19 protein-coding genes are annotated in these 22,967 nt (G+C 41.2%); 3 read left to right on the top strand and 16 right to left on the bottom strand.

Annotated features, from left to right (window positions below):
• Positions 1-159: 159 nt before the first annotated feature.
• The 8 genes from JL57_RS27285 to JL57_RS27320 form a co-directional block, all read right to left on the bottom strand.
• The gene (locus JL57_RS27285) at positions 160-1,920 is read right to left on the bottom strand and encodes an aldehyde ferredoxin oxidoreductase family protein (RefSeq protein WP_034145048.1); all 1,761 of its coding nucleotides are present in this window, start codon (positions 1,918-1,920) and stop codon (positions 160-162) included.
• A gap of 81 nt (positions 1,921-2,001) precedes the next feature.
• Positions 2,002-2,280 (bottom strand): TIGR04076 family protein, encoded by a 279-nt coding sequence (locus JL57_RS27290; RefSeq protein WP_034145049.1) that lies wholly within the window; start codon positions 2,278-2,280, stop codon positions 2,002-2,004.
• 29 nt (positions 2,281-2,309) lie between these two features.
• Positions 2,310-3,026 carry an ABC transporter ATP-binding protein gene (locus JL57_RS27295; RefSeq protein WP_034145050.1) on the bottom strand — a complete coding sequence of 239 codons (717 nt, stop codon included), beginning with the start codon at positions 3,024-3,026 and terminating at the stop codon, positions 2,310-2,312.
• The gene (locus JL57_RS27300) at positions 3,026-3,766 is read right to left on the bottom strand and encodes an ABC transporter ATP-binding protein (protein ID WP_034145051.1); all 741 of its coding nucleotides are present in this window, start codon (positions 3,764-3,766) and stop codon (positions 3,026-3,028) included. The genes JL57_RS27295 and JL57_RS27300 overlap by 1 nt, the downstream gene beginning before the upstream one ends.
• 40 nt (positions 3,767-3,806) lie before the next feature.
• A complete protein-coding gene (locus JL57_RS27305; RefSeq protein ID WP_291300650.1) occupies positions 3,807-4,790 on the bottom strand; it encodes a branched-chain amino acid ABC transporter permease in 984 nt (327 codons plus the stop codon).
• A 15-nt stretch (positions 4,791-4,805) separates the two neighbouring features.
• Entirely contained in the window at positions 4,806-5,678 is an 873-nt protein-coding gene (locus tag JL57_RS27310; RefSeq protein WP_034145052.1) for a branched-chain amino acid ABC transporter permease, read from the bottom strand.
• Positions 5,679-5,751: 73 nt separating this feature from the next.
• The gene (locus JL57_RS27315) at positions 5,752-7,035 is read right to left on the bottom strand and encodes an amino acid ABC transporter substrate-binding protein (RefSeq protein WP_034145053.1); all 1,284 of its coding nucleotides are present in this window, start codon (positions 7,033-7,035) and stop codon (positions 5,752-5,754) included.
• 207 nt (positions 7,036-7,242) lie between these two features.
• A complete protein-coding gene (locus tag JL57_RS27320) occupies positions 7,243-8,970 on the bottom strand; it encodes a sigma 54-interacting transcriptional regulator (protein ID WP_034145075.1) in 1,728 nt (575 codons plus the stop codon).
• 644 nt (positions 8,971-9,614) lie between these two features.
• Between JL57_RS27320 and JL57_RS27325 the strand changes: the two genes are divergently transcribed.
• Complete coding sequence (locus tag JL57_RS27325; protein ID WP_291300651.1) at positions 9,615-10,997, top strand: aspartate aminotransferase family protein; 1,383 nt, start codon at positions 9,615-9,617, stop codon at positions 10,995-10,997.
• A gap of 220 nt (positions 10,998-11,217) precedes the next feature.
• Here the strand turns inward: JL57_RS27325 and JL57_RS27330 are convergent, their stop codons facing one another.
• On the bottom strand, positions 11,218-11,751 hold the full coding sequence (locus JL57_RS27330; RefSeq protein ID WP_366557120.1) for a tyrosine-type recombinase/integrase: 534 nt from the start codon (positions 11,749-11,751) through the stop codon (positions 11,218-11,220).
• Here JL57_RS27330 and JL57_RS27335 point away from each other — a divergent pair.
• Entirely contained in the window at positions 11,700-11,915 is a 216-nt protein-coding gene (locus JL57_RS27335) for a hypothetical protein (RefSeq protein ID WP_291300652.1), read from the top strand. The genes JL57_RS27330 and JL57_RS27335 overlap by 52 nt on opposite strands.
• A 266-nt stretch (positions 11,916-12,181) precedes the next feature.
• Here JL57_RS27335 and JL57_RS27340 read toward each other — a convergent pair whose 3' ends face one another.
• The 7 genes from JL57_RS27340 to JL57_RS27365 all read right to left on the bottom strand — a co-directional run bounded on the left by JL57_RS27340 (position 12,182) and on the right by JL57_RS27365 (position 20,737).
• Entirely contained in the window at positions 12,182-12,661 is a 480-nt protein-coding gene (locus JL57_RS27340) for a permease (RefSeq protein WP_034145056.1), read from the bottom strand.
• A 10-nt stretch (positions 12,662-12,671) separates the two neighbouring features.
• Positions 12,672-13,013, bottom strand: coding sequence for a PadR family transcriptional regulator (locus JL57_RS27345; RefSeq protein WP_034145057.1), 342 nt, complete (start codon positions 13,011-13,013; stop codon positions 12,672-12,674).
• 576 nt (positions 13,014-13,589) lie between these two features.
• Positions 13,590-13,928, bottom strand: a complete 339-nt coding sequence (locus tag JL57_RS35735) for a hypothetical protein (protein ID WP_291300653.1) — start codon at positions 13,926-13,928, stop codon at positions 13,590-13,592.
• A gap of 28 nt (positions 13,929-13,956) precedes the next feature.
• Positions 13,957-14,571 (bottom strand): carboxyltransferase domain-containing protein, encoded by a 615-nt coding sequence (locus JL57_RS35740; RefSeq protein ID WP_291300654.1) that lies wholly within the window; start codon positions 14,569-14,571, stop codon positions 13,957-13,959.
• 164 nt (positions 14,572-14,735) lie between these two features.
• Entirely contained in the window at positions 14,736-16,310 is a 1,575-nt protein-coding gene (locus tag JL57_RS27355; protein WP_291300655.1) for a cytosine permease, read from the bottom strand.
• A gap of 416 nt (positions 16,311-16,726) precedes the next feature.
• Positions 16,727-18,682, bottom strand: a complete 1,956-nt coding sequence (locus JL57_RS27360) for a hydantoinase B/oxoprolinase family protein (RefSeq protein ID WP_034145058.1) — start codon at positions 18,680-18,682, stop codon at positions 16,727-16,729.
• Complete coding sequence (locus tag JL57_RS27365; protein ID WP_034145059.1) at positions 18,683-20,737, bottom strand: hydantoinase/oxoprolinase family protein; 2,055 nt, start codon at positions 20,735-20,737, stop codon at positions 18,683-18,685. It abuts the gene before it with no gap.
• Positions 20,738-21,150: 413 nt separating this feature from the next.
• Between JL57_RS27365 and JL57_RS27370 the strand changes: the two genes are divergently transcribed.
• Positions 21,151-22,956: a sigma 54-interacting transcriptional regulator gene (locus tag JL57_RS27370; RefSeq protein WP_291300656.1), complete on the top strand. Its 1,806-nt coding sequence runs from the start codon at positions 21,151-21,153 to the stop codon at positions 22,954-22,956.
• Positions 22,957-22,967 lie beyond the last annotated feature (11 nt).

Raw genomic sequence — 22,967 nt, forward strand, 5'->3', positions numbered from 1 at the left:
GCCTTGAGAGCGAATCTATTGGCGAGGAGTACGGGAGTTTCACCCGCCTGCATGAATTTAGAGTCCACGCGATCAATCCGATCTACCCCCCGTGTGTTTAACATCTATTTAAATCATACCTTAATCATTAAGCAAATTCAATGCTAATGATTGATGAAGTTATAGTTCCGCAGATGGTCGTCCTTGATTATCCCACCCTCTTAATCTGTAATAGTCGTCGAGCATCAAGTCTAGTTCTTCCCCTGTGATAACATCCCTGCCCTCGTTCAGCGGTTCCTTAAACATCCGCTTCGGGAGAGTATCCTGCTCCCTGTTAGCACCCTCGCGGAGATTAAAAACCTTAGTTAACGTGACAATCCTGTTGGCTATCTCTTCGAGTTCACACTGGGTATAATCCCAACCGGTAATCGCTTTAACTAATTGTCTAAGCTCTGGCCAGAGCATCATGTCCCTATAAAAGACACATAGTATCTGGGTATTCAAAAGCGTCAACCTATTTTCAAAATCGATGAACATTTCGGCTTTACCTTGGGTGATTGCAGGATCGATCATCCCACTTAACTCTGCCTTATAAAAGGTTGCCCTTAGATGACAGGCCCCCCTAGCCGAAGTGGAGTAAGCAAGTCCCATCCCTTTAAGCACCCGGGGGTCATAGCCGGGAGGTTCCAAACCTTTGACATGGATGGCAATATCCTCAAGATCCCAAACTATAGCGGCATGTTTAATCCCTTGGGACAAGATCCCTCCCAGGCCTCTTGCATAGGCGATATCCTCAAGTAAGTCCGCTACACCCTTTGCGTCACCATAATTCAAGTTGGCTTCGACTTTACCATGTCGAACAGCTTCCTGAGTAAAGGCTACTAAATTCCCTGCGGTGATCGTATCCATCCCTAACCGATCACATAGATCGTTTAAATAGAGGATCTCGGCTAAATCGCCGATACCACAAAGTCCCCCAAAAGCGTATATAGTCTCATACTCAGGGCCTTCTACTTTTAGCCCGTTATACTTGCCTTTAGTGACCGTTGTCAGCTTACCACAGGCTAGGAAACAAGAGGGACAGGCATTCGGTTTGACCTCATTTTCAGCGAGTAAGGTGTCTCCACTAAGGTCTCTCCAATTCTCATAAATCCCTTCGGACCAATATTTAGTCGGGAAAGTTTCTGCGCAATTCATGGTTTTAACCATCTGGGTGGTGCCGTAAGTTTGATACGCTTTAACACCAACATTTCCTTTAGCCTTGGCCGTCAAGGCTTTAATTAAATCCTTGAGCAGTTCCGGATCAGAGATCTCGGCTTGGGCCTGACCGTGGAAAACAATAGCTTTGACTTTTTTCGAGCCCATTACTGCGCCCATACCCGTGCGACCAGCCGAACGCCAATAGTTATTTTCGATACAAGCGAACCGTACTAAATTTTCCCCTGCCGGACCAATAACTATAGCCTGGGCTTCAGGCACTCCAACCTCCGCCAAAATTTTATCTTCTGTCTCATAGGTATCTTTACCCCAGAGATCGCTGGCATTTCGGAACACAACCTGTTGATCGGATATTTCTAGAGAAAGCGGCATATCTGCAACTCCCTCCAAAATAATCGCATCGTAGCCAGTTTTTCGCATCTGAGGCGCGACCTTGCCCCCTGAAGTTGCTTCCCCATATAATCCTGTTTGAGGGGATTTACTAAAGACGCCGTATCGGCTAGAACCCCACATTCCAGTACCTGTAGCGGGACCGGTAACAAAAATCAACTTGTTATCCCTTGAGAGCGGATCAATTCCGGTCTTGAGATTCTCTAAAAGTAAGTAGGAAGCTAGGCCCCTTCCCCCAAGGTAAGTTTTCAATATATCTTCCGAAATCTCCTCAACAACGTAAGTCCTAGTCGTAAGATTAATCCTCAATAGCTTCCCGAAAAAACCTTTCATTGCCTTTCCCCCATATACTTTAAACTCAGACTATAACTATTCCGCATGAGTGTTTGAATTGTTTGATCGCAACCGAGATGATTAGTCCGTAAAGGGAATTAATTTAAACACTACAGGAGCACAAAAGTCGGGGCACTGAACAGTTACCTCACCATCGAACCCTAGCGCCTGTGGGGTGACCTTCTTGCGGAGAGCAAATACAAAAGGGTACATAGCATTAAGTGCCGTGACACATACCTTACTTGACTTATCAAAATCGATTAAAGGCCCGTCTATAATAATCTGATCCCCTGCTTGGTACAATTTACATTGGGAGTTTAAGACTTCAATTTTTATTTTGTCTTCAGTAAAATTACTCATTTTATGACCACTCTTTCATTATTGAATCATTAGTGCCCTCCCAAATAGGCAGCTTTTACTTGGGGATCATCTATTAATTCACTAGCTTTACCACTCTTAAGGACTGCACCATTTTCTAGTATATAAGCACGGTGAGCAGTATGGAGAGCGGTAATGGCATTTTGTTCGACAAGTAAAATTGTTTTTCCAGCCTGATTAATGCGTTTGATCACAGCGAAGATCTCTTTAACAATTAATGGGGCGAGGCCCATGGATGGTTCATCTAATAGTAAGGTGTCCGCTCCGGTCATCAAAGCTCGTCCGATGGCCAACATCTGCTGTTCTCCGCCAGACAGATTGCCTGAGGCTTGCTTCTTTCGTTCGGACAAACGGGGAAACTGTCGATAGACATCTGCCATATCCTCTTTAACTTTGGCGTTATCTTTTCTGTTATAGGTAGCTAAGATCAAATTTTCTTCAACCGTTAATTTTGTTAGCATGCCTCGCCCTTCTGGAACATGAGATAATCCTTGACGGGCTATTAAATGAGAGGGAGAATTTGTGATGTCCTTATTTTTAAACATTACCTTGCCAGAACTTGGGCGCACCATCCCTGAAACCGCCCGTAAGGTACTCGATTTTCCGGCGCCGTTTGCTCCAATGATAGTTACAATTTCACCTTCATCGATATAAAAAGAAATCCCTTGCAGCGCTTTAATCACGCCATAAACAACTTCCAGGTTTTCGACTTCCATAATTCTGGCCATTAACCCACCTCCGCTTCACCCAAGTATGCCTTAATCACAACCGGGTTATTTTGGATTTCCTGAACAGTCCCGTTAGCAATAACCTGGCCAAAATTCATGACTGTAGCATAATCACAGAGACCTTCCACTAATTTCATCTGATGCTCAATCAAGACGATGGTTATATCGCTGTATTGTCTCTTGACTTCCTTAATAAGGCCCACTAAACCTTGTACCTCTTGCGGATTCATACCTGCAGCAGGTTCGTCCAACAACAATAGCTTTGGTTCCGTAGCCAGTGCCCTGGCGATTTCTAACTTTCTCTGCATACCATACGGCAAATTCCCAGCCTTTTCCTCCGCGCGAACATCAAGTCCAAAGAGGTTTAACAAACTATCAATTTTTGCAGATAAATCTTTAGTTTTAAGCTTCCCTAGCCCCCTGCGGTAGATTTGTCCAACATGAATGTTCTCTACAACCGTCAGGTCATTGAACAAGCGTAAGTTTTGAAAGGTCCTAGCCACTCCAAGGCGAGAGATTTCGAAAGACTGTTTACCAACCAAGCTTAATCCATCGAGGAGGATCTGACCGGCCGTAGGATGGTAAATTCCAGTGATTAGATTGAACAACGTCGTTTTACCGGCTCCGTTCGCTCCAATTACTCCATAGGTCATCTTCGCTTTAACATTAATATTAAGATTGGCAATAGCTTTCAAACCACCAAACATATGGTTCAGCTCTTTGATTTCCAGCAACTCCATGGTCAGGCCCCCTTCTGTTCAGTGCTTATCTACATAACACTTAGGTATTTGATTGTTTCGACTTTGAAAAAAAGCGTGCGAATATACCCTTTCGATTCCCTCTGAGAATTCTGGGTAAGCTCATAAGTCCTTCTGGCAAGAACAGAATAACTAAACAAATCGCTACCCCAAGGATGATTAGATAGGCTGAACTTTGCCCCCACATAACCAACATATATTGGTTTCCTACATAGAGTACAATTGCGCCAATGACTGGTCCGAATAAGGTACCAATACCCCCTAAGAGAACCATAATAACCATTTGATCCGCAATCAGCGGTCCTAAAACACTGTCTGGGTGGATAAAGGTAATCCAGTAAGCAAAGGCACCACCAATGATTCCAGCAAACATTGAGCTGATGGCAAACACCTGATTTTTAACCCATGTAGTGTTGAGCCCTAAAGTGCGGGCTGCCGTTTCTTCTTCCCGGACTGCTTTTACTTTTAAACCAAAATCACTGTGTTCGAAAAAGAAATACGCTGCAAGGAAAACAAGTAACGCTAAGCCGAACATCACGTAATAAAAGAAATTGTCATTAAGCATCGGTGGCAAACGCAAGCCCTCTGGCCCACCTGTTATCTCTAAGACTAAAACCAATTGACGCATCATTTCCGCGAAGGCCCAGGTGCCAATGGCAAAATATGAACCACTCAGACGTAAGGTTGGGTATCCCACGATGGCTGCGAAAAGATAGGTTAGAATTCCAGCGATGATTAACGCTATAAAAAAAGGCAAATGCAACTGGGTCATTAACATGCCTGCAATGTAAGCGCCAACCCCAAAGGAAGCGCCATGACCGAAGCTTATATAACCCATATAACCACCCAGCATATTCCAGCTTAAAGCTAAGCCAATCCACATCATGATACCGGTTGCAATTCGCAAAATGAAGGAAGAAACTAAGAATGGCAAAATGCATAAAAGGACCATAGAAAGGAGCAGCAGGATTACTTTAACTGGGCTAAAAGACTTTGATATCGACAAGTTAACCTCTCCTTTCTACCAGCCTTTTCCAAGAATACCTTTAGGAAGGAATACAAGGATTAAGTAGAGGATGAAAAATAAGATCAAGAATACGTAGGCTCCCCCCACGTAGACCGAAACAAAACTGGATATTAACCCTAGCATCAAGCCCGCTACGATTGCGCCTGAAAAAGAACCCATTCCTCCCGCGACCACAACAAAGAAGGCGAAGGCGGTATAGCGCAAACCCATATCTGGGAATACGGAGAAAATACAGCCGATAAAGACACCTGACATAGCAGTTAAGCCAACATAAATAGCATAAACTAAGCGGGATATGCGATGACCGTCAATTCCCATTAAACCCGCTACCGTCTTATCCTCTGCGGCAGCCCGTATGGTAATCCCAGTCTTAGTACGATAAAGGAAATAGGCAAACGCCGCCGTCACAATAATTGAAAACACTGTAGCCGCCCCTCTAATAGCGGGAACCGTAATGCCAAACAGGTTAATATTCATTTCGGATAACACTGAAACTAGATTACGGTTGTTAAAACCCCATAGTGTCAGAGCTGATCCTCTTAATAACGTCGAAAGGCCAAACGTAAAGGCTAAGGCCATCATGGCAGCACTTCTGTGCTTAATATTGACGACTTTCTGAATAATTGGCTGAAATAGGTAACCAATCAAAGCGAAAAAAAGGGCAATAAACGGTATTAGTAGTAATGGGTCGATCTTTGTGTACATATTAAGCCAAAAAGCAGTGAAGGCTCCTAACATAATCCATTCGCCCACGGCAAAGTCAACTATGTGCATAACTCCATAAGAAATTGAGAAGCCAACAGCGATGGTTATGAAAATCCCACCGATTAGAATTCCGTTGATCAACGTTTGCGTAAATAATCCCATAAAACATCTCCTCTCCTATAGTTTGAGGAAGCCGGGACATCCCGGCTCCTCAAACTAGAAGTTTTGTACTTATTTAGCGACCGCTCAAAGCAGGAACAGGGTAGATAGCATCTTTTGCCTTCATATCTGCAGGACCGACTATGATTTGCTCCCCTTTAACCATTTGGATCGTTAAGGCTTTTAAGCCAATATTATTATGGAACCAGTTGCCCTCTGTTGCGAATTTAATCGGCCCATAGAAGGTATTAACTTCTACTTGTTCAAGGGCTTTGGTTAACTCTTCCCTTTGCTGATCAGAAAGTGGTGGTTTTGCTCCGATCTTAGCCAAGGCAGCTGAAAAAGATTGACCCGTCGCTGAACATGCTGCTGCAGTATAGTCCGGAATGGCATTATATTTTGCTTGGTAGAGTTTCACATATTCCTGAGCAGTTCCGTATAGGTCGTCTTTTAATTGTAGATCAGGCGTCCATACTGCCGCGCCATATACATAGTCCGCATCTTTGCCAAGGTTCTTGGTGAAGTCTGGGTTTGTAATCCCATAATGCATGACAAATGCCTTCGGCATAAACCCTAGAGATTTGGATCCTTTGATAATTTCCATATGTTCTGCTTCATGGCCACCTACTGCCAGCACGTCTGGGTTCAGTTGTTTGATTGCGCTGATTAACGGAGTAAAGTCCGTTCCGGCAGGCACAACATCATACTTAAGAACTTTCATACCATTTTTCTCGGCAGCAGCTTTAAATGATTCAGCAACTGCTTTGGAGAAGGCATCATTTACGCCGATGATAGCGATTGTTTTGGGCGGATCTGCTAATTTAGATAATGTCTCCAAAGGAGAACTTGCCGTCAAGTCAGCAGCCGGAACAGAACCAAAGGTATAGGCAAATTTCTGTGTCCAAATAGATGGGGATTCGGCAGACCCAGTGATCATAGGGACTTTGTATTTATCGAGAATTGGGGCTACAGCTTTGGTTACACCACTGGTATACGGTCCGAGAATGAAATCAACCTTTTCGGAAGTAATCATTCGTTCCACAGCGTTGGCTCCTGCAGCAGGATCGCTTTGGTCATCCGCGTAGACAAGCTTAACCTGATAACTTTTATCTCCGACCTTAATACCACCTTTTTTGTTCACAGTATCTTCCCAAAGATCGTAACCATATTTAGTGATATTTCCACCGATGACCTCAGCACCCGACAAAGATGTAATGACACCGACTTTGTAATAGTCTCTTGCCTCAGTACTCGCACTGGTACCTGCTGTACCAGTACTACCACAACCGGCCAAAGATACCAATAAACTAGAAATCATCGCCAATCCCAAGACACGCTTAATTGTGACCTTTTTGAACATAGATTTTTTCCTCCTCTATTATCTATAATAGTAGCAACTCAGCGTGATTACGCTTTAAATCCTCCCTATATGGATTACTACATCACCCCTTTCCTGTTTTCCAAAACTACTTATATATAAACCAAGGTAATTTTATTAAAAGGCTTAAAAACTGCCTTAGTTAGCTAGAAGAATGGTCGATTATTAGTTTAAATATCTAAGTTCATCTTATTGCAAATGAACATTCTCTTTGAAAATACCGTACCTGTGCATTTTCCGAACAATCGTCGATTGATTAACTTCTAAAGCATCTGCCATTTTATAAGTATTTTGGAATTTGATTAATGCTTTATTTAGTAATTGCCGTTCTAATTCGTCAGTGGCACTTTTCAAAGGACAAATGTCCAATACGAAAACTTTTGCTGAAGTACCATCCCCATGTAATATATAATCCGGCAAATGCATCGGTAAAACTTCCAAAGCATCAACGGTCACTACAACTCTCTCGACTAAATTCTCTAATTCTCGTACGTTACCGGGCCAATTGTAATTTATCAAGAGCTCCATCGTCTCCGGAGCCATTTTTTTATAAATCTCATATTTTTCTCGAAGCCCTTCTAAAAAATGCTCAACCAGGACTGGGATATCCTCTTTTCTGTGCCGCAAAGGTGGTACAACTAGGGGTACGACATTTAATCGGTAATAGAGATCTTCTCTAAACTTTCGTTCTTTAACCAGTCGAGGTATGTTGCGATTTGTCGCAGCCAGAATCCTGGCATTAATATCAATGTAGTCATTTCCTCCTACTCGCCTTAACCTTTTTTCTTGGATAACCTGCAATAACTTCACTTGAAGATTAAGTGGTAATTCGCTGATTTCATCCAAGAATATCGTTCCAGTACCGGCCATTTCAAAGAGTCCTTTCTTCCCTTCTTTTTTGGCCCCTGTAAAGGACCCCCCTTCATACCCAAATAATTCTGACTCCATTAAGTTCTCAGGGATTGCGCCGCAGTTAATGGTTATGAACGGATATTCACTTCGCTTACTTAATTGATGAATCTTTAACGCAACAACACCTTTACCTACACCGGACTCTCCTTCGATCAGCACCGTAGAATCTACACCTGCCACCTTGCCGGCTAGTATTAAGATCTGCTGCATTATTGCGCTTTTGCTGATAATTTCTGATGCATCTAAACGCTCTTTTTGCAACTTCACAATTTCAGTTCGATAGTTATCCATCAACTTTTCAGTATCTTCCAAGCGCTGGCGTAAGTTACTTAATTCGGTTATGTCTCTAGAATTCGTAACTACTCGAATGATCTGGCCTTTTTCATCAAAAACAGGATTGGCAGTTACGATGATTTTTTTCCCACTCTTGGTTGATTGTATCAACGTAGATCGTTTTTTTGTTCTCAGAACTTGAGGGGTAATACTGGGCGAAAACAGTCCTAATTCTTCCAATTTGGTTACATGTTTGCCGATAATTTCTTCCGCTTTCATTCCGTAAAAACGTTCACCCGCTTTATTTACCCTCAGGGTGACGCCCTCTCCGTCCGTAACGAAAATTTCGTCATAAGAAGAATTAAAAATGGCCTCCAATTCCTTATTAAGTTCTTTAGTAACTTCTAATTCTTGGACTACAGCATCAAGATCGGTGATGTCTTGAAAGGATGTGACGACTCCGGTAATTCTAGTTCCTTCGAAAATCGGTTTATGGTTAGAAAGTATAACTCTTCCTCCAATGTCAACTTTATTATTGACAACAGGAATTCCCGTTTCCAACACCTCATACATGGCAGAATCCGGAAGCACTTCTCTGGCCATTTCCCCTACAACATCGCCATTAATCCCCAGCAACTCTTTAGCGGCCTTGTTGCATCCTACTATGTATCCATTAGAATCGACCATCAGCACTCCATGATATATCTCTTGAAATCCTGCTTCAAACTGCACCAATTCAACACCTCCGGTCCGTTATATAACACTTGCAACTTGTGTGCCAAATTTACAAGATTGCAATATAGCTACTATTTGTCTGTTTTATGGGAAAATTCAGTTTTTTAAAAATAAACAAAATGCATTCTTGCATTAATATTTAATGTAATTCAGGGATCATTATTGCATAGTTGTTAAATTAGTGAGGAATTAATGAGGAATTGAATCAAATGCATAATCACATTGTATTAATGCCTATGCGCATTATTCTGAGAAGAAATTAAAAGAATTTCCTTAAAGTAAATTTAATTAATTATAGGCTAATCTATAGTTCGTTTTTTAGCAATAAATTAAATTGTCGAATTTACAGCAAATGTTGTCTTATATGGATTAATTTATCTTTATTTTACCCATTATACTGTATTATAGCTTTTGCATACCCTAATAGAATTCCTGATTGCATTTTTATAATGCAATTAGGATATTGCTTAGCGATTATAGCTATAGCGTTTACTAGATAATTGAATACATAATACACATGCAAATCTGCAGAGTGTGTTGCTTTAATATTAGTTTTATCTTGAAAATCTGTATAAAGTGCAAGAGTGGCACGGACTTTGCAATGTTAAACATTTACGTAATGAAAAGGAAAGAGGATGGTAATGGTGACTGTTTACACCGAAGATCAAATAGCACAAATGAAAAAAGATGACATGAGATACTTTTTGCATCCAACAAGTTCGATAGCCGACATGGAATCATGGGGTGGACCTAAGATTATTGCTGAAGGCGATGGAATTCGGGTTAAAAGTGTTGAGGGTAAGACCTATATAGACTGTGGAGCGGGTCTGTGGTTAAACAATGTAGGATATGGCCGAACGGTATTGGCCGAGGTTGCCAAAAACCAAATGGAAACGTTGTCTTTCTTTCAAACCTTCAATGGCTATTCTCATCCATCAGCCATTGAGGTGGCAAAAAAAGTAGCTACAATGATCCCCATGGATAATCCCAGGATCTTTTTTACTAGTGGGGGTTCAGAGTCTAATGATACGGCCTACAAACTGGCCCGGATCTTTTGGTACTTGCAAGGGAAGCCTAACAAGAATCACATCATTGCAAGGACTAAAGCCTATCACGGGGTTTCTTATGGGGCAGTAAGCGCGACAAGTTTACCTGGTTTTTGGGATGGATTCAGACCCTTAGTCCCATCATTCCATCACATTGAGCATCCTCATTGTTACTTCTGTCCCTGGGGAAAAGAACACGGTCTTTGTGATCTTGAATGCGCAGGAGCGCTTGAGGAAAAAATACTCGAACTCGGCCAGGACAATGTTGCGGCCTTTACGGCCGAACCGGTCATCGGAACCGGAGGTGCAATCGTTCCGCCAGACGGCTATTATCAACGAGTACGGGAAATTTGCGATAAATATGACGTCTTATTTATCGCGGATGAGGTGATTACGGGCTTTGGTCGGACAGGTAAGATGTTTGGCATGCTGCATTGGGGAGTAAAACCCGATATTATGATGATGGCGAAAGGAATTACCAGCGGATACATTCCTATGGGAGCTGTCGGGATCTCAGAGAGAGTCTATACACCGATCAGAAACCACGGCATCTTTATGCATGGGTATACCTACAGTGGTCATCCAGTAGCCTGTGCAGTTGCCTTAAAGAATATCGAAATCATTGAACAAGAAAACCTCGTAGCCAATGCCCACGAGAAAGGCGAACTATTACGTTCACTCATCCGTGACTTGAGGTTACCCTGTATTGGTGAAGTTAGGGGCCTAGGACTGATGAATGCCGTCCAGCTCGTTCAAAATGCTGAAAACAGGACCAAATTTAACTCTGCCCTAGGATTTGCCAAGCGTGTGTCTGCTATTGCTTGGGAAAACGGCTTGGCATTGCGACCGTTAATTGATGACGGATTGCAATTGTCCCCTCCGTTGATCATTACCGAAGCGGACATTATTGACCTTGTAGATAAATTAGGTAAATCCATTGACCAAGCTCATCGCGAATTCTTGGGAAACCCACTTTAGTCTCAGTGACTAACCTAAGATCGACAAAAGCACCCTTTGAGATGTTTGGACTAGTTCCAAGTTACTCAAAGGGTGCCTTTGTCCTGCCAAGTTTCAACTTCTACGTACAGGGCTGCACTCACTTCGCCATTATGTAGAGTCTCAGGTTATGGGGAGTGTTACCCGAAAATGTTATTTCTAGGGCCTTTGTCATGAAAACACTCCCCATAATATTTTTTAGTCACATAAAGAATTCAGCCATCATTAAATCACCGTCTTCTTCCCATTTCGGAAGCCCCTCAGGTACTAAATCTGGATATGCATTTTCAATAGCTTTCCGTTTCATCTCACTGTGGGCCCTGGCGTAGACCTCGGTTGTGGAACAATCACTGTGCCCCAGAAAGTCTCGGATATATATTAGGTTGACACCGGACTGTAGCAAATGCATGCTTTTGCTGTGGCAAAATATATGGGGTGTGATTGGAAAACGGACAGTAAAAGCTGTCTCCGTTTTTGCTTGTTCAACATATTTATTAATAATGTAAGAAATTCCCCAACGGGACAATTTCTGACGTTTCTGGTTTACAAACAAGAGACTTTCGGCATCTGCCATCCCTGTGCAGATTTTCCTGGTATTCATATAAGAATCAAGCAGGGATTTTGTGTTGCTCATAATTGGAACCTGGCGAACCTTTCTTCCTTTTCCACATGAAATTGGGAGAAGTGAATGACAATGCAGAAGGATTTTTTGAGAAAGAAATGACTCAGGCCGCAGTTGCTAGCTCGGATGGTTCAGTAAGCGCCATGGAGATGTTTGCATTCCCTGGTAAAATTCAAAACGGAAGCGGGAAAGCTGTAATAGAGATGCTCGAAAGAGAAAATGATTTCTTGGATCGCAAGATCATGGTGCTTTTCGAATTGACGCATACGCCGAATTAGGTGATGAAAGCGAGGTGTTATGGTGTATACCCAATATTTAGGACTTTTATATTATTAGTCGAGGCACCATATATCCGTCACTGGTACCGTTTTCAAAAGCCTTATTCTCGACTGCTTTTTTTACAATGTTGATTGATTTGTTTTAGTCCGTCGACAGGTGGATTCGCTCACTTCAAAGGGTACCAAAATGGTACCCTTTGAAGTGAGCGAATCCAATCAAGCCCCATGGTTTGTAAGGGCCTTTTGCCACGGTTAAATGGGTATTATTAGTACATCACCATTCCTATTACAGCAGTAAATATTACACAAGTAATAAAAGATAACAAAATTCTTTTGACAGCGATATCTTTATTGAAATATTTTATCTCTGCAGGAAGCGTTACAATCCCAACTGCCATAATTGTTGAAACTAGTACGGCAACCTGCATATAACCTGCCCCAGTTTTAAGTAAAGCCCCACCAAGAGGAAATGCTACGAAGCTTGGAATTGTTACAATGGACCCAAGTATTAATGCAATTATTGCACCCATTCTACCAGACTCTGTTCCAATCAAGCTTGTAATGACATTTTTATCAAGAACTGTTAAAGTTATTCCAACAAAAAGCATCATGGCGACCACAGTTGGAAGTAGCTTTTCAAATGACTTCCATGCGGTTTTGATGCTTTTTCTTGTCTTTTCCTTATCTTTAACAAACGAAATCAGAAGTAAAACTCCTGCCACTGAATATATAACGCTTGAAATCACGTTGCACCTCCTATTCTTTTAAATCTAATCTATCGAATTCTGAAAGAAAGTGTTCAAAATTTCTTTTTCTTTCTTCAATATCATTTTTAAATTCTTTCAATTGCTCAAGTCCCTTATTAGTTATTGTATAGCATTTTCTTGCAGCACCAGGATTTGTTGTATCCCAGCAGGCTTCAATCATCTCTGATTTTTCTAATTCATGAAGTGCTCGGTAAATAGCAGGTCCATCTGCTTTAATATATGGCATTGATTCCTTCATCTTATTAAGAAGCTTAGAACCGTGCGCACACTTCTTGGCTAAAAACAACAATATAAATGCCGGTAAATGACGGCCATAATTTAATCTACTCAATAATATCACCTCTATCGTATTGACACCAACATGTTATTAACATTATAGTGTTAATAACACGTTGGTGTTAATAACACGTTGGTGTCAATAACACGTTGGTGTTAATAACACGTTGGTGTCAATAACACGTTGGTGTTAATAACACGTTGGTGTCAATAACATATATAGTGTCAAACTTATTTTTTTTATTAGTTCAGAAGTGTCACAGAATGTGAATCTTTAAATCAGTAGTTATGGAATTGCCATAGATGCAAAGAAACCCTGGAAGTCAGAAGCAGGCATTCCGGGGTTTCTGTCTCAATAGGGGAAATGAGGTAGCCTGGCAAAGCAAAAAAGGGACGCATCCGGAGGGTGGTTAAATAGGGATAAATAAACCAATAAAGAATTTTATCATTTATCGCTATCCTCCTTGATATAATTCCGTCTTAATCTATGAAAGTGAGGTTGGCGCCACCTACTATACTTTAAAACAGAAAGGACATTTCAAATGAGTAAACAAGTAGCGGTAAAAAATTTAAATATATCGAAGGCTGTACGATCAGAATCAAATCTTCTTCACCGGGTATTTGAAGCTTCTCAATCCAATGCATTGGTCATTTTGCGTTTAGCGTTAGGTCTTAGTAGTTCGTTAACCTTTCGTTGTACTTCGGCAGAATCGTAAAAATCTAACCAATCCTGTACTTTGAAGCTGCTAACTTTGATATCATACTCGTAATCTATTTCCTCATGTACATGAGAATAAATTCTCAAGATTTCTTCTACTGGAACTTCGAAAAACTTAATACGATCTACAGCCTTCAAAAAAGTAGGACTTACTTTAAACATAGGATGCTTCTGTTTGAATTGAAAGATTGGAATCGTTCCCCAAATGCCTGGTACCCACCGCCCGTAGCCGTAGGATAAACATAGAGACAAGGGCCATTCCCACAGTGCCTTCCGGAGTCTATGTTCTGGGAGGGTTATACTTGGGTACTACTATGGCGCACCTTGGGTCTAATGGCCAAAAAAATCCGCCCCCCGGCCAAAAACCGTTGCCACTGTTATACCATTCAGTTCCACATACCATTCTCTTAATCTCTGTGACAGAAACACCATTGCACATGGCCATATATTCAATGTTATAATTATTTATGACATTTGGCGCGTTTGGCCTTACTTCTTTAACATATTTCTCTACACATTTTTTGGTTTCGCTGTCCTCAAACGCAATTGGTAGTTTTATGAGTCTTGACTCAAACTCAATATCTTTAACGTCTGCCACAGATTCTTCGATTTCTTTAATCTCGTAAATGAGTTTATTTACGGGAAGAATCTCTGGATCAAAATGATACAAATTAGTCCTAATACCTGGGACTGATTCAAAAAGCCCTTTGATATTCTTATTCTTAACAACATTGTTAATAGTTAAGACTCTAAAGGAATCAACTAAGTTAAACCGAGGCGTTAATTCGTACTCGATCTGAAGGAAACCGTCGCCAGCTTGCCTAAAAAGCACTCCCGGTCTCGAGCCTGCTTCTGGTAACCTGTCAAGGATCACATCATATTGTGTTTGCTTCATTTTCTAGCCCTCCTTCTCAACAAATGTGATGAACTGGTAATAGTATTATTTTCATAAAAGAAAGACCACCCCAAGAACTCATCCGTAAATCGTCTCTTTATAACACGACTAATTAGGTATCTTAGGATAGTCTTAAAATTAATCTATAAACTTTAAATTAATTTTTAAGCTTTGAAAGAAGCAGTTTTTAAGTTTGCCCCAGATTGACAAGCGGTTGAACAACTAGCTTCAGCACAGCACTGGGAACAATAATGCTGATTGTAATAAGTACAATTCAGCATATCTTCTGCAATAAAAGGATGACCACATTTATCACACTTAACCAATTTTTCGCCGAATTGATTCGTTTCAATAACATTGGAACTAAATGTTTCTTCTACTGAACGTGCTTCGTAATATTTACCCTGCGTAGCCACTGCCATTATTATGTGAAGCACAAAAGCTATAACTGCCGCGGCGAAAGCAGAAATCGAAGCCCAGAAAGCGCCAAACATGTTAAAAGCCATCAGGCACCCTATTACACTTGATACAACCAGAGAAACGACACCTACAGGATTCCATTCATGTAAGTGTCCACGCCTGTGTTCGAGACGTATGGGTCCTAGTTTTAATAAACCTTTGACAACTACGAGATCAGCGGTTAACAAGGCTACCCAGGCGAACAGGAATACACCTTGGAAGGTCAGCATAGGTCCTAGATGCTCTAAGGCACCTGCCAACATTGCTACAATTGCTGTTATCGATGTAACCACAACCCAAAATACCCTACCTGGGGTAAAGTGGAAAATACGCGCAAAAAAATTAGCTAGGGACATCGAGCCACTGTAAAGATTTGTAACATTAATTCTTAGTTGTGTAAGTATTGTATAGATTGCACCCCAAAAACCCATGGCGTATACGAAATACTTGCCCGGGTTCTCTTCACCAAATCGCACACCGAACCAAACCCCAATTAAACCGCTAAGAAAGAAGGCTACGAATTGGGGAATAAATCCTACTGCAAAAACGCCCATTTTCCGCTCTTCTGGTTTAATAAACCTAGCGTAATCCGAAACTAATAAAGCCATAATTCCGACTAGCCCATTCATAACTCCAATTGCAGCTAAAAGACCAACTCCTCCAACTGCACCACCAGCTGGTAAAAATGTTAACCAATCAGATGAATGTGGCAAATCCATTCTAGCTGCGGCAATGATTCCTACTATCAGTAAGATCACATAGATGGGAATAGAATACTTTTGAAATTTATCGAGTTGTGTCATACCGTACCAGTTGAGAGGAATAATTACCAAACCAACAGTAATCATCAGAAGCCAAACCGGAATTGTCGGGATATAAGCATTAATAGCATAAGCCATGATACTGCCCTCAATAGCAGCGTACATAATAAAGTTTAATGCATATATAAAAGAAGTTATCGAAGAACCAGTAAATCCTAGTCCGGCTCCACGTGACATTAAATTAACATTTAGACCGCTCTTAGCTGCTGAATAAGCTATCGCCATGGCCAGAATCCCACCGACCACCGTTGCATAAATTTCTGCCAATATTGCATTTATACTTCCGTAAGCAATTGCCATAAGACTGCCCATCTGCATAAACACCATTGCAGTTGCTACCCCTAAGGCAACGTTCATTATCGAATACCAAGGTAAGCGCCAATGTTGTGGCACTCTGCGTAAAGCATAATCTTCTTTCATTTCTTCCTTATCATCTGTTTTTAGACTCCCGCTCGCCATAAATACGACCTCCTTAATATTTTTAAATAAGCAGATAATTGAATATTCAATTTATTTAACTCATAACTTAACCCCCTTTTTTAGATTTGATGAACTCAGGTGCGAGGTCAAATAACATTTAGGCATATGAACCTGAGTAAAATCTCTACAACTATGCGGGTTTTACACCAAAAGTCAAATTGTCTGAGGCACAGGAAAGTACCTCTAGCCCCAGTGGCACAGACGCTAGAGGCATATGTTGATTAACTTTCTGTGTGTCTACCTTTTTGACCGTCTTTAGGGAGTATTCAGTATTTTAGCAGGTTTTTTGAACATCAGTTAATATAAGGATTCTCTTTTAACGCTCATCCGAGATGAATTCAGCTCATTATTTAAAGCACTAAACAGTTAAAATTTGTTTCTGGCTAATAAATTTTTTATTTCCAATAAGCAATTGTTCTGTTACCTAACATTGCTCTGTATTCTCTAGTCGTTTCAGTTAAGACTTCATTGGTTTGCCAGTCTAAAATTACACCGTAACGACGGATAACATCAAGTTGTTCTATTTCCTTGGAGATGTATCTTTCGCGTACCACATAGGGATCTTCTGTCATCCATGTTTTACGGTTTTTTTGAATAAAAACCCGTTCCTTCCTGGTGGCCTCCCAATCGACTTCATACTCACCCAGCTCTTCATCAATAGTTTTAATTACTACTCCATAATCCTTGATGGCCCTCGCCACTGAAACATAATCATCAATTACGTCCTCCAAAACTAGTTTAGGATCTCTCTCAAGAGGGTCACCTAAACCGCCACCACCTGCTGAAGGTCTAGTAAAGGAGTCACCCGCTTTAACATGAACATTTGAAAACATGGTTCCCAGATAACGTTCATTTTCTTTACCCGGATTCAGACGAACTCCATGTGGGTTAGAAGGTAGGCCACCATTAATCCCCCAAGTAATTGAACGAGAGCGGTCACAACAGTAGGACATAACCGTACGATTTAAATTTAAAAGGGTACCACCTTTTTCTACACCGCAACCACCCCGAAATTTACCTGGACCGCCGGAATCCCTCACGATGGTATGATGATCCGTCAATACCGGAGTAAGACGTTCTTGTCCTTCACAAGGTTGCACACTTAAACCTAATCCGAAGAGAGGTGCAGTTGCATTGGACCCGTCTTTTGTACTTCTGCCACCATGCCCTCCTGCCATCCAGTCATACCACATAAAAAAGTTGTTTTTTTCATCCCGTTGATCCCAGCCCCCGATTAAAAGGTATTCAAGATTAAAGGAACAAGCTATTGCCCTATCCGATATGATTTGAGACCATATGCTAAAAATTGCGTTCATAATCTTTTCGTAGCTACCAGAACAATATCCTGTGACCGCCGTCGGCCAAGGAGCATTGACGACAGACCCTTCAGGTAGGTAGGCTGATATCACTCGATAGAAGCCTGAGTTTAAAGGGATTTCCGGAAAAAATGTTTTAGTACCAGCTATAACCGCTGAAAACGCAGCAGGATATGCTGAATTAAGAAAACAGCTAATAATAGGATTACTGCCAGTAAAATCGTATGCTACTTTATCTCCTTTAATAGTCATCTTAACCCGGATAGGAATTAATCCTTCCTCTTTAGCCGGATCCATATCAAGATAGTCTACCGCTTCCCAGGATCCGTCGGGCAGAGCGCTTATTTTGGTGCTTGCAACTCTTTCGACATAATCTTGACACTCTTTGAACGCTTTTAGGATCGTACTCTTCCCGTATTTATCCATAAGACCATGAAGAAGTTGTTCTCCCACCCGAGTAGCCTCAGACTGAGCTCGGAGATCTCCCAATCTGTCTTCATAAACGCGCATATTCGCCACTAACAAGTTAGCTACATCTGAAATATAACGTCCTTTATCCCATATTCTAGTTGGCGGTATCCTCATGCCTTCACCGTAATGTTCCGTAGCAGTAATATCAAAGGAACCAGGTACGGTACCACCCACATCAGCCCAGTGTCCATTACAGAGCATATAGGAAACTATTTCTCCGTCATAAAAGACTGGTCGGACAATCCTAACATCGTTAAAATGGGTTCCACCCACATACGGATCGTTCATGATAAATACATCGCCCTCATGTATATCGTCGCCAAACGTATCTATGATTGCTTTAGCCGTTAAATGTAATGTCCCAACATGAACGGCCACATCCTGACTACCCTGCATTACCGTATCACCATTAACATCGCACAATCCGGAACTAAAATCACGGCAGTAGATAACGAAGGAATAGCAAGTCCTGAGAATCTGTTCAGACATTTGATCAACCAAGTTAATGAAGTTGTTCTTTAAAACTTCAAAGGTTACCGGGTCTAAATGGCTTCTATCGGACATTTATTTCTCCCCCTTTCCGATTTGCATAATTATGTTGAGGTATTCATCTATTTCAGCTCTTACGCCAGGCGGGACAAGGACCGTGGTATCAAGTTGTTCTATAATTGCCGGGCCCTTAAGGGTTGCGCCTGCTGGTAAGTTTTCACGTTGATAAACTTTTGTTTCAACAAAACCGGTTTCTCCAAAGTAAACCTGTCTTGTTCCTATCAAAGCCTGCTCTGCATTTCCACCTTTGGGATATTTGGGCAAATCAGGTTTTGGTACTCGACCTACAGCTGTTACTTGCAAAACATAAATTTGCACACCTTGTTCTTTACTGGACCAAGCATATTCTCTCTGGTGCTCAGTATGGAAAGTATGCATAGTATCTTTCAATGACTCAACCGGCCTATTCACTGGAACTGTTAATGAACGCCATTGCCCTACATAACGCATGTCGACGAAACGCAAGAACTCCATATCCTCTGGAGGTACACTATTATTTTCTAATAGTTTTCTTCCTTCTTTTTCCAGAATAATGTATTCTTTTTCTAATTCTTCTGCACTAGCTTTGGTGACATCCATGTGATAAGTTTTAATGATATCATGGCGTACATCAACGAGTAGGCAACCCATCGCCGAAGTTACTCCAGGATAACGTGGCACTATTACAGTCGGAATTTCCAAGTCTTGTGCCAAATAAGCTGCATGAACCGAACCTCCTCCACCAAAAGCAACCAAAACGAATTCGCGAGGATCATAACCACGACGGACGGAAACAAGTCTTACTGCATCACACATATTAGCATTAGCTACCTGAGCAATGGCACTAGCTGCTTTAATAATGGAAAAGTTAAAACGATTAGCTATTTTTGAGACGGCTTTCTCTGCTGCATCTTTACTTATGGTCATTGCACCTGCTAATAATTCAGTACTCAAACGCCCCATTACGAGGTTTGCATCGGTATTGGTAGGCTCTGTTCCACCCTTCATATAGCAAGCTGGCCCCGGATCTGCTCCAGCACTCTGTGGTCCATTGCGCAAAGATCCACCTTCGTCTACCCAAGCAATACTACCGCCCCCTGCACCAATGGTCATAACCTCGATACTGGGGAAAACAATCGGATAACCAAATTCAATTTGCCATTCCTTAGTTACCCGCACATGACCCTCGTACATGAGGGAAATATCCGTACTGGTTCCTCCCATGTCTAGGCCGATGGCGTTTTGGTATCCGCATAGTTTAGCTATATAAGAACTTGCGATGGCCCCCGCAGCAATCCCAGAACTGGCAACCCGTGCTGCAAAATCAACGATAGTTTCTGCAGTCATTACACCCCCGCCAGAATGCAAGACTAAGACTTCTCCTTCATACCCCTTATCTGATAGGCGCGTCACAAGTTCTTTAAGATACTTCCTTACCACGGGTCCCAAAACCGCGTTTGCTACAGTGGTACTGAATCTTTCGTGTTCGAAAATCTCAGGAAGAACTTCACTTGACGTGCAAATAAAAGCTTCCGGTAGTTCTTCCTCAAGAATTTCTTTCATACGCGCTTCGTGAGCTCCATTGATATAAGAATTTATAAAACAGACTGCTACAGCCTTTACTTCTTTCTTTTTTAACAGCCGAGCAACATTTCTAGCTTCCTCTTCATTTAGTGGCTTAAAAACTTTACCTTCTGCGTCAATCCTTTCTTCAACTTCCAATCTGTCCCGGCGACGCACATGCGGGAGAGGGCCATCTTTGTAAACATCCCACAGGTCCTCTTTGATAGAACGGCGAATTTCAATAACATCGCGGAAGCCTTTAGTATTAACCATCCCCGTAAGCGGTAGATTCCGAGTAATCAATGCATTCGTACCAACTGTAGTACCATGTGAAAATAAAACAACCTCTGACAAGGGAATTCCAGCCTTTTCTATGCCGTTAATGATTGCCAATGCCGGATTAGTTGGTACCGACGGTACTTTTGCAACTTGAATAACACCAGAAAGCTCGTCAAAGATAAAGACATCTGTATTCGTTCCTCCAACATCAACTGCAACACGGTACTTGCCCAATTTTTTACCCTCCATTTCTTTATTCCCCTGGGATGTGCGAAAATATGTTCACCTGCTATAAAAACAAACTATTGCAAATAGTATACCAACCTATTTTCTTCAAAGGCTTATATGAAGAATTACCTGATCAATAGTACTTATACTCCCTACGAATAGCATACTATTTAAAATTTTCAGAATATATCTGCAAGCCAAACATGCCGTTTTTTTATAATCTATTACCTTAAAAATTTTCTTAAGGCGTCATTCCTGACTCATTAACCTTTTTATGACTGATTCAGTTTTGATTTGGTAATAACGCTTAATCAAAAAAAACCATGTATTTTAATTAAATATTCAAATATTTGAACCAATTGCTACAGGGATAAGTAACATATACGTCGAACTACAATGTAAAGTTTTATTAGGCGTGGGGAGGAACATTTATTTTGATAGTCAAAGATTTAATGGACACTGAGTTCCCCCTTTTGACCCCGCAACAAACAATACAAGTAGCTCTAAATATATTAGTTGACTGGAGAGTGCCTGCTGCTCCAGTAGTAAATGAGGAGCGATATATTGGTAGTTTTGTGTTAGATCAACAAGTAGTACAGAATTTGCTAAATAGTCGGCATAGAAATAACTCACCTTTAGTCTCTGAGTTTATGAAAATTGGAATTTCGGTTGCCCGAGAGGAACAGAAAATAAGTGATATTTCCTTAACTCAAGGCCCGATGATTCCAGTCGTGAACACAGAAGGTCTAATATCTGGTATTCTATGGATTCATAAAATTGCTTCTATAAATATAATTAACAATGAAGAATTCAACACAATCATTCAATCATCTTATGACGGAATTGCTATTTGTGATGGGGAAGGAATTATCTTACGGGTAAATCGGGCCACTGAACGGATTATAGGTTGCACATTCCAAGAATTGGTTAATAAAAATGTGTGTGAACTTGTTAACTTAGGAATAAATATTCATTCTGCCACAGAGGAGGTCATGTCAACAAAGAAACCGGCAACGATCAAGCAAACCAACGCTCTAGGAAAAAAATATATTTCAACAGCAACTCCCATCTTCAACCAAGACGGTAGACTCTACCGAATAGTGACTACACTTAAGGATATTACAGATTTAGTTGCACCACACAAGACCTTGGCAAACACCAGAGCCGAAGTTGCAGAGTTTTCTTCGGATCATGTGGAGTTACGCAATCTAATAATGCACAAAAACGGTCTTATTTCGAAAAGCCCACTAATGTTGGAAATAATTGATTTGGCCATAAAAGTGTCCAGTTCTGATGCAGCTGTTTTAATTTTGGGAGAATCAGGTGTAGGTAAAGAACTAATAGCAAAACTGATTCATTCCACAAGCGGACGTGGAAAAAGGGGTCACTTCATCAAAGTAAACTGTGGAGCAATTCCACGCGAATTACTCGAATCGGAATTTTTCGGTTATAAACCGGGAGCTTTTACTGGTGCTAATAAAGAAGGAAAGCTAGGGTATTTTGAATCGGCTGATCATGGGACTCTTTTTTTGGATGAAATCGGCGAACTCCCACTAGATTTACAGGTAAAACTTTTACGTGTTATTCAAGAACACGAGTTAGTCAAATTGGGCGATACCAAACCTCAAAAAATAGATGTTAGAATTATTACTGCTACCAATAGGGATTTACCTAAGATGATCATTGACAAAACCTTCCGAGAAGATTTATTTTATAGGCTTAATGTTTTACCCATCCTAATTCCACCTTTGCGATCCCGCCCAGAAGATATCCCGGCATTATTAACTGCATTTTTGGGGAAATATTCTCAAAAATACGGGACTGGTAAAATGTTTTCCGGGGATAGCTTGACTTTATTATGTAGGTATAATTGGCCAGGCAATGTCCGGGAATTGGAAAATTTGGTGGAACGACTGGTACTTACCACTGACGAGCACGTCATTTTGCCACTTCACTTACCAATGCAGATATATCAGGCGGGAAAACCGACTACAGAATCCGGGTTAACCATGTTGGTCAATGAAAATAAGGTTATTGCTGAGCAGAGCGGGGAAATGAGAACATTACAAGAAGTAATTGATTCAGTCGAAAAGGAAATGATTGCCAAGGCCCTGCAAATTTACGGTAGTACATACCGTGCCGCAAGAGTGCTTGGGGTAAGTCAGTCTACCATTTCTAGGAAGACCAAAAAATATAACCAGATAAATGAACGGTACTGGCGCGAAGAGACCGAAGACTGAAATGGAGTGAA

This window comes from Desulfosporosinus sp. BICA1-9 (assembly GCF_000802135.1).

Coding starts and splice junctions, on each gene's coding strand:
- JL57_RS27365 (WP_034145059.1), bottom strand. CDS start 20,737: ATGGAGGGTAAAAAATTGGGCAAGTACCGTGTTGCAGTTGATGTTGGA.
- JL57_RS27325 (WP_291300651.1), top strand. CDS start 9,615: ATGGTGACTGTTTACACCGAAGATCAAATAGCACAAATGAAAAAAGAT.
- JL57_RS27310 (WP_034145052.1), bottom strand. CDS start 5,678: ATGGGATTATTTACGCAAACGTTGATCAACGGAATTCTAATCGGTGGG.
- JL57_RS27360 (WP_034145058.1), bottom strand. CDS start 18,682: ATGTCCGATAGAAGCCATTTAGACCCGGTAACCTTTGAAGTTTTAAAG.
- JL57_RS27315 (WP_034145053.1), bottom strand. CDS start 7,035: ATGTTCAAAAAGGTCACAATTAAGCGTGTCTTGGGATTGGCGATGATT.
- JL57_RS27355 (WP_291300655.1), bottom strand. CDS start 16,310: ATGGCGAGCGGGAGTCTAAAAACAGATGATAAGGAAGAAATGAAAGAA.
- JL57_RS35740 (WP_291300654.1), bottom strand. CDS start 14,571: ATGAAGCAAACACAATATGATGTGATCCTTGACAGGTTACCAGAAGCA.
- JL57_RS27300 (WP_034145051.1), bottom strand. CDS start 3,766: ATGGAGTTGCTGGAAATCAAAGAGCTGAACCATATGTTTGGTGGTTTG.
- JL57_RS27295 (WP_034145050.1), bottom strand. CDS start 3,026: ATGGCCAGAATTATGGAAGTCGAAAACCTGGAAGTTGTTTATGGCGTG.
- JL57_RS27290 (WP_034145049.1), bottom strand. CDS start 2,280: ATGAGTAATTTTACTGAAGACAAAATAAAAATTGAAGTCTTAAACTCC.
- JL57_RS27285 (WP_034145048.1), bottom strand. CDS start 1,920: ATGAAAGGTTTTTTCGGGAAGCTATTGAGGATTAATCTTACGACTAGG.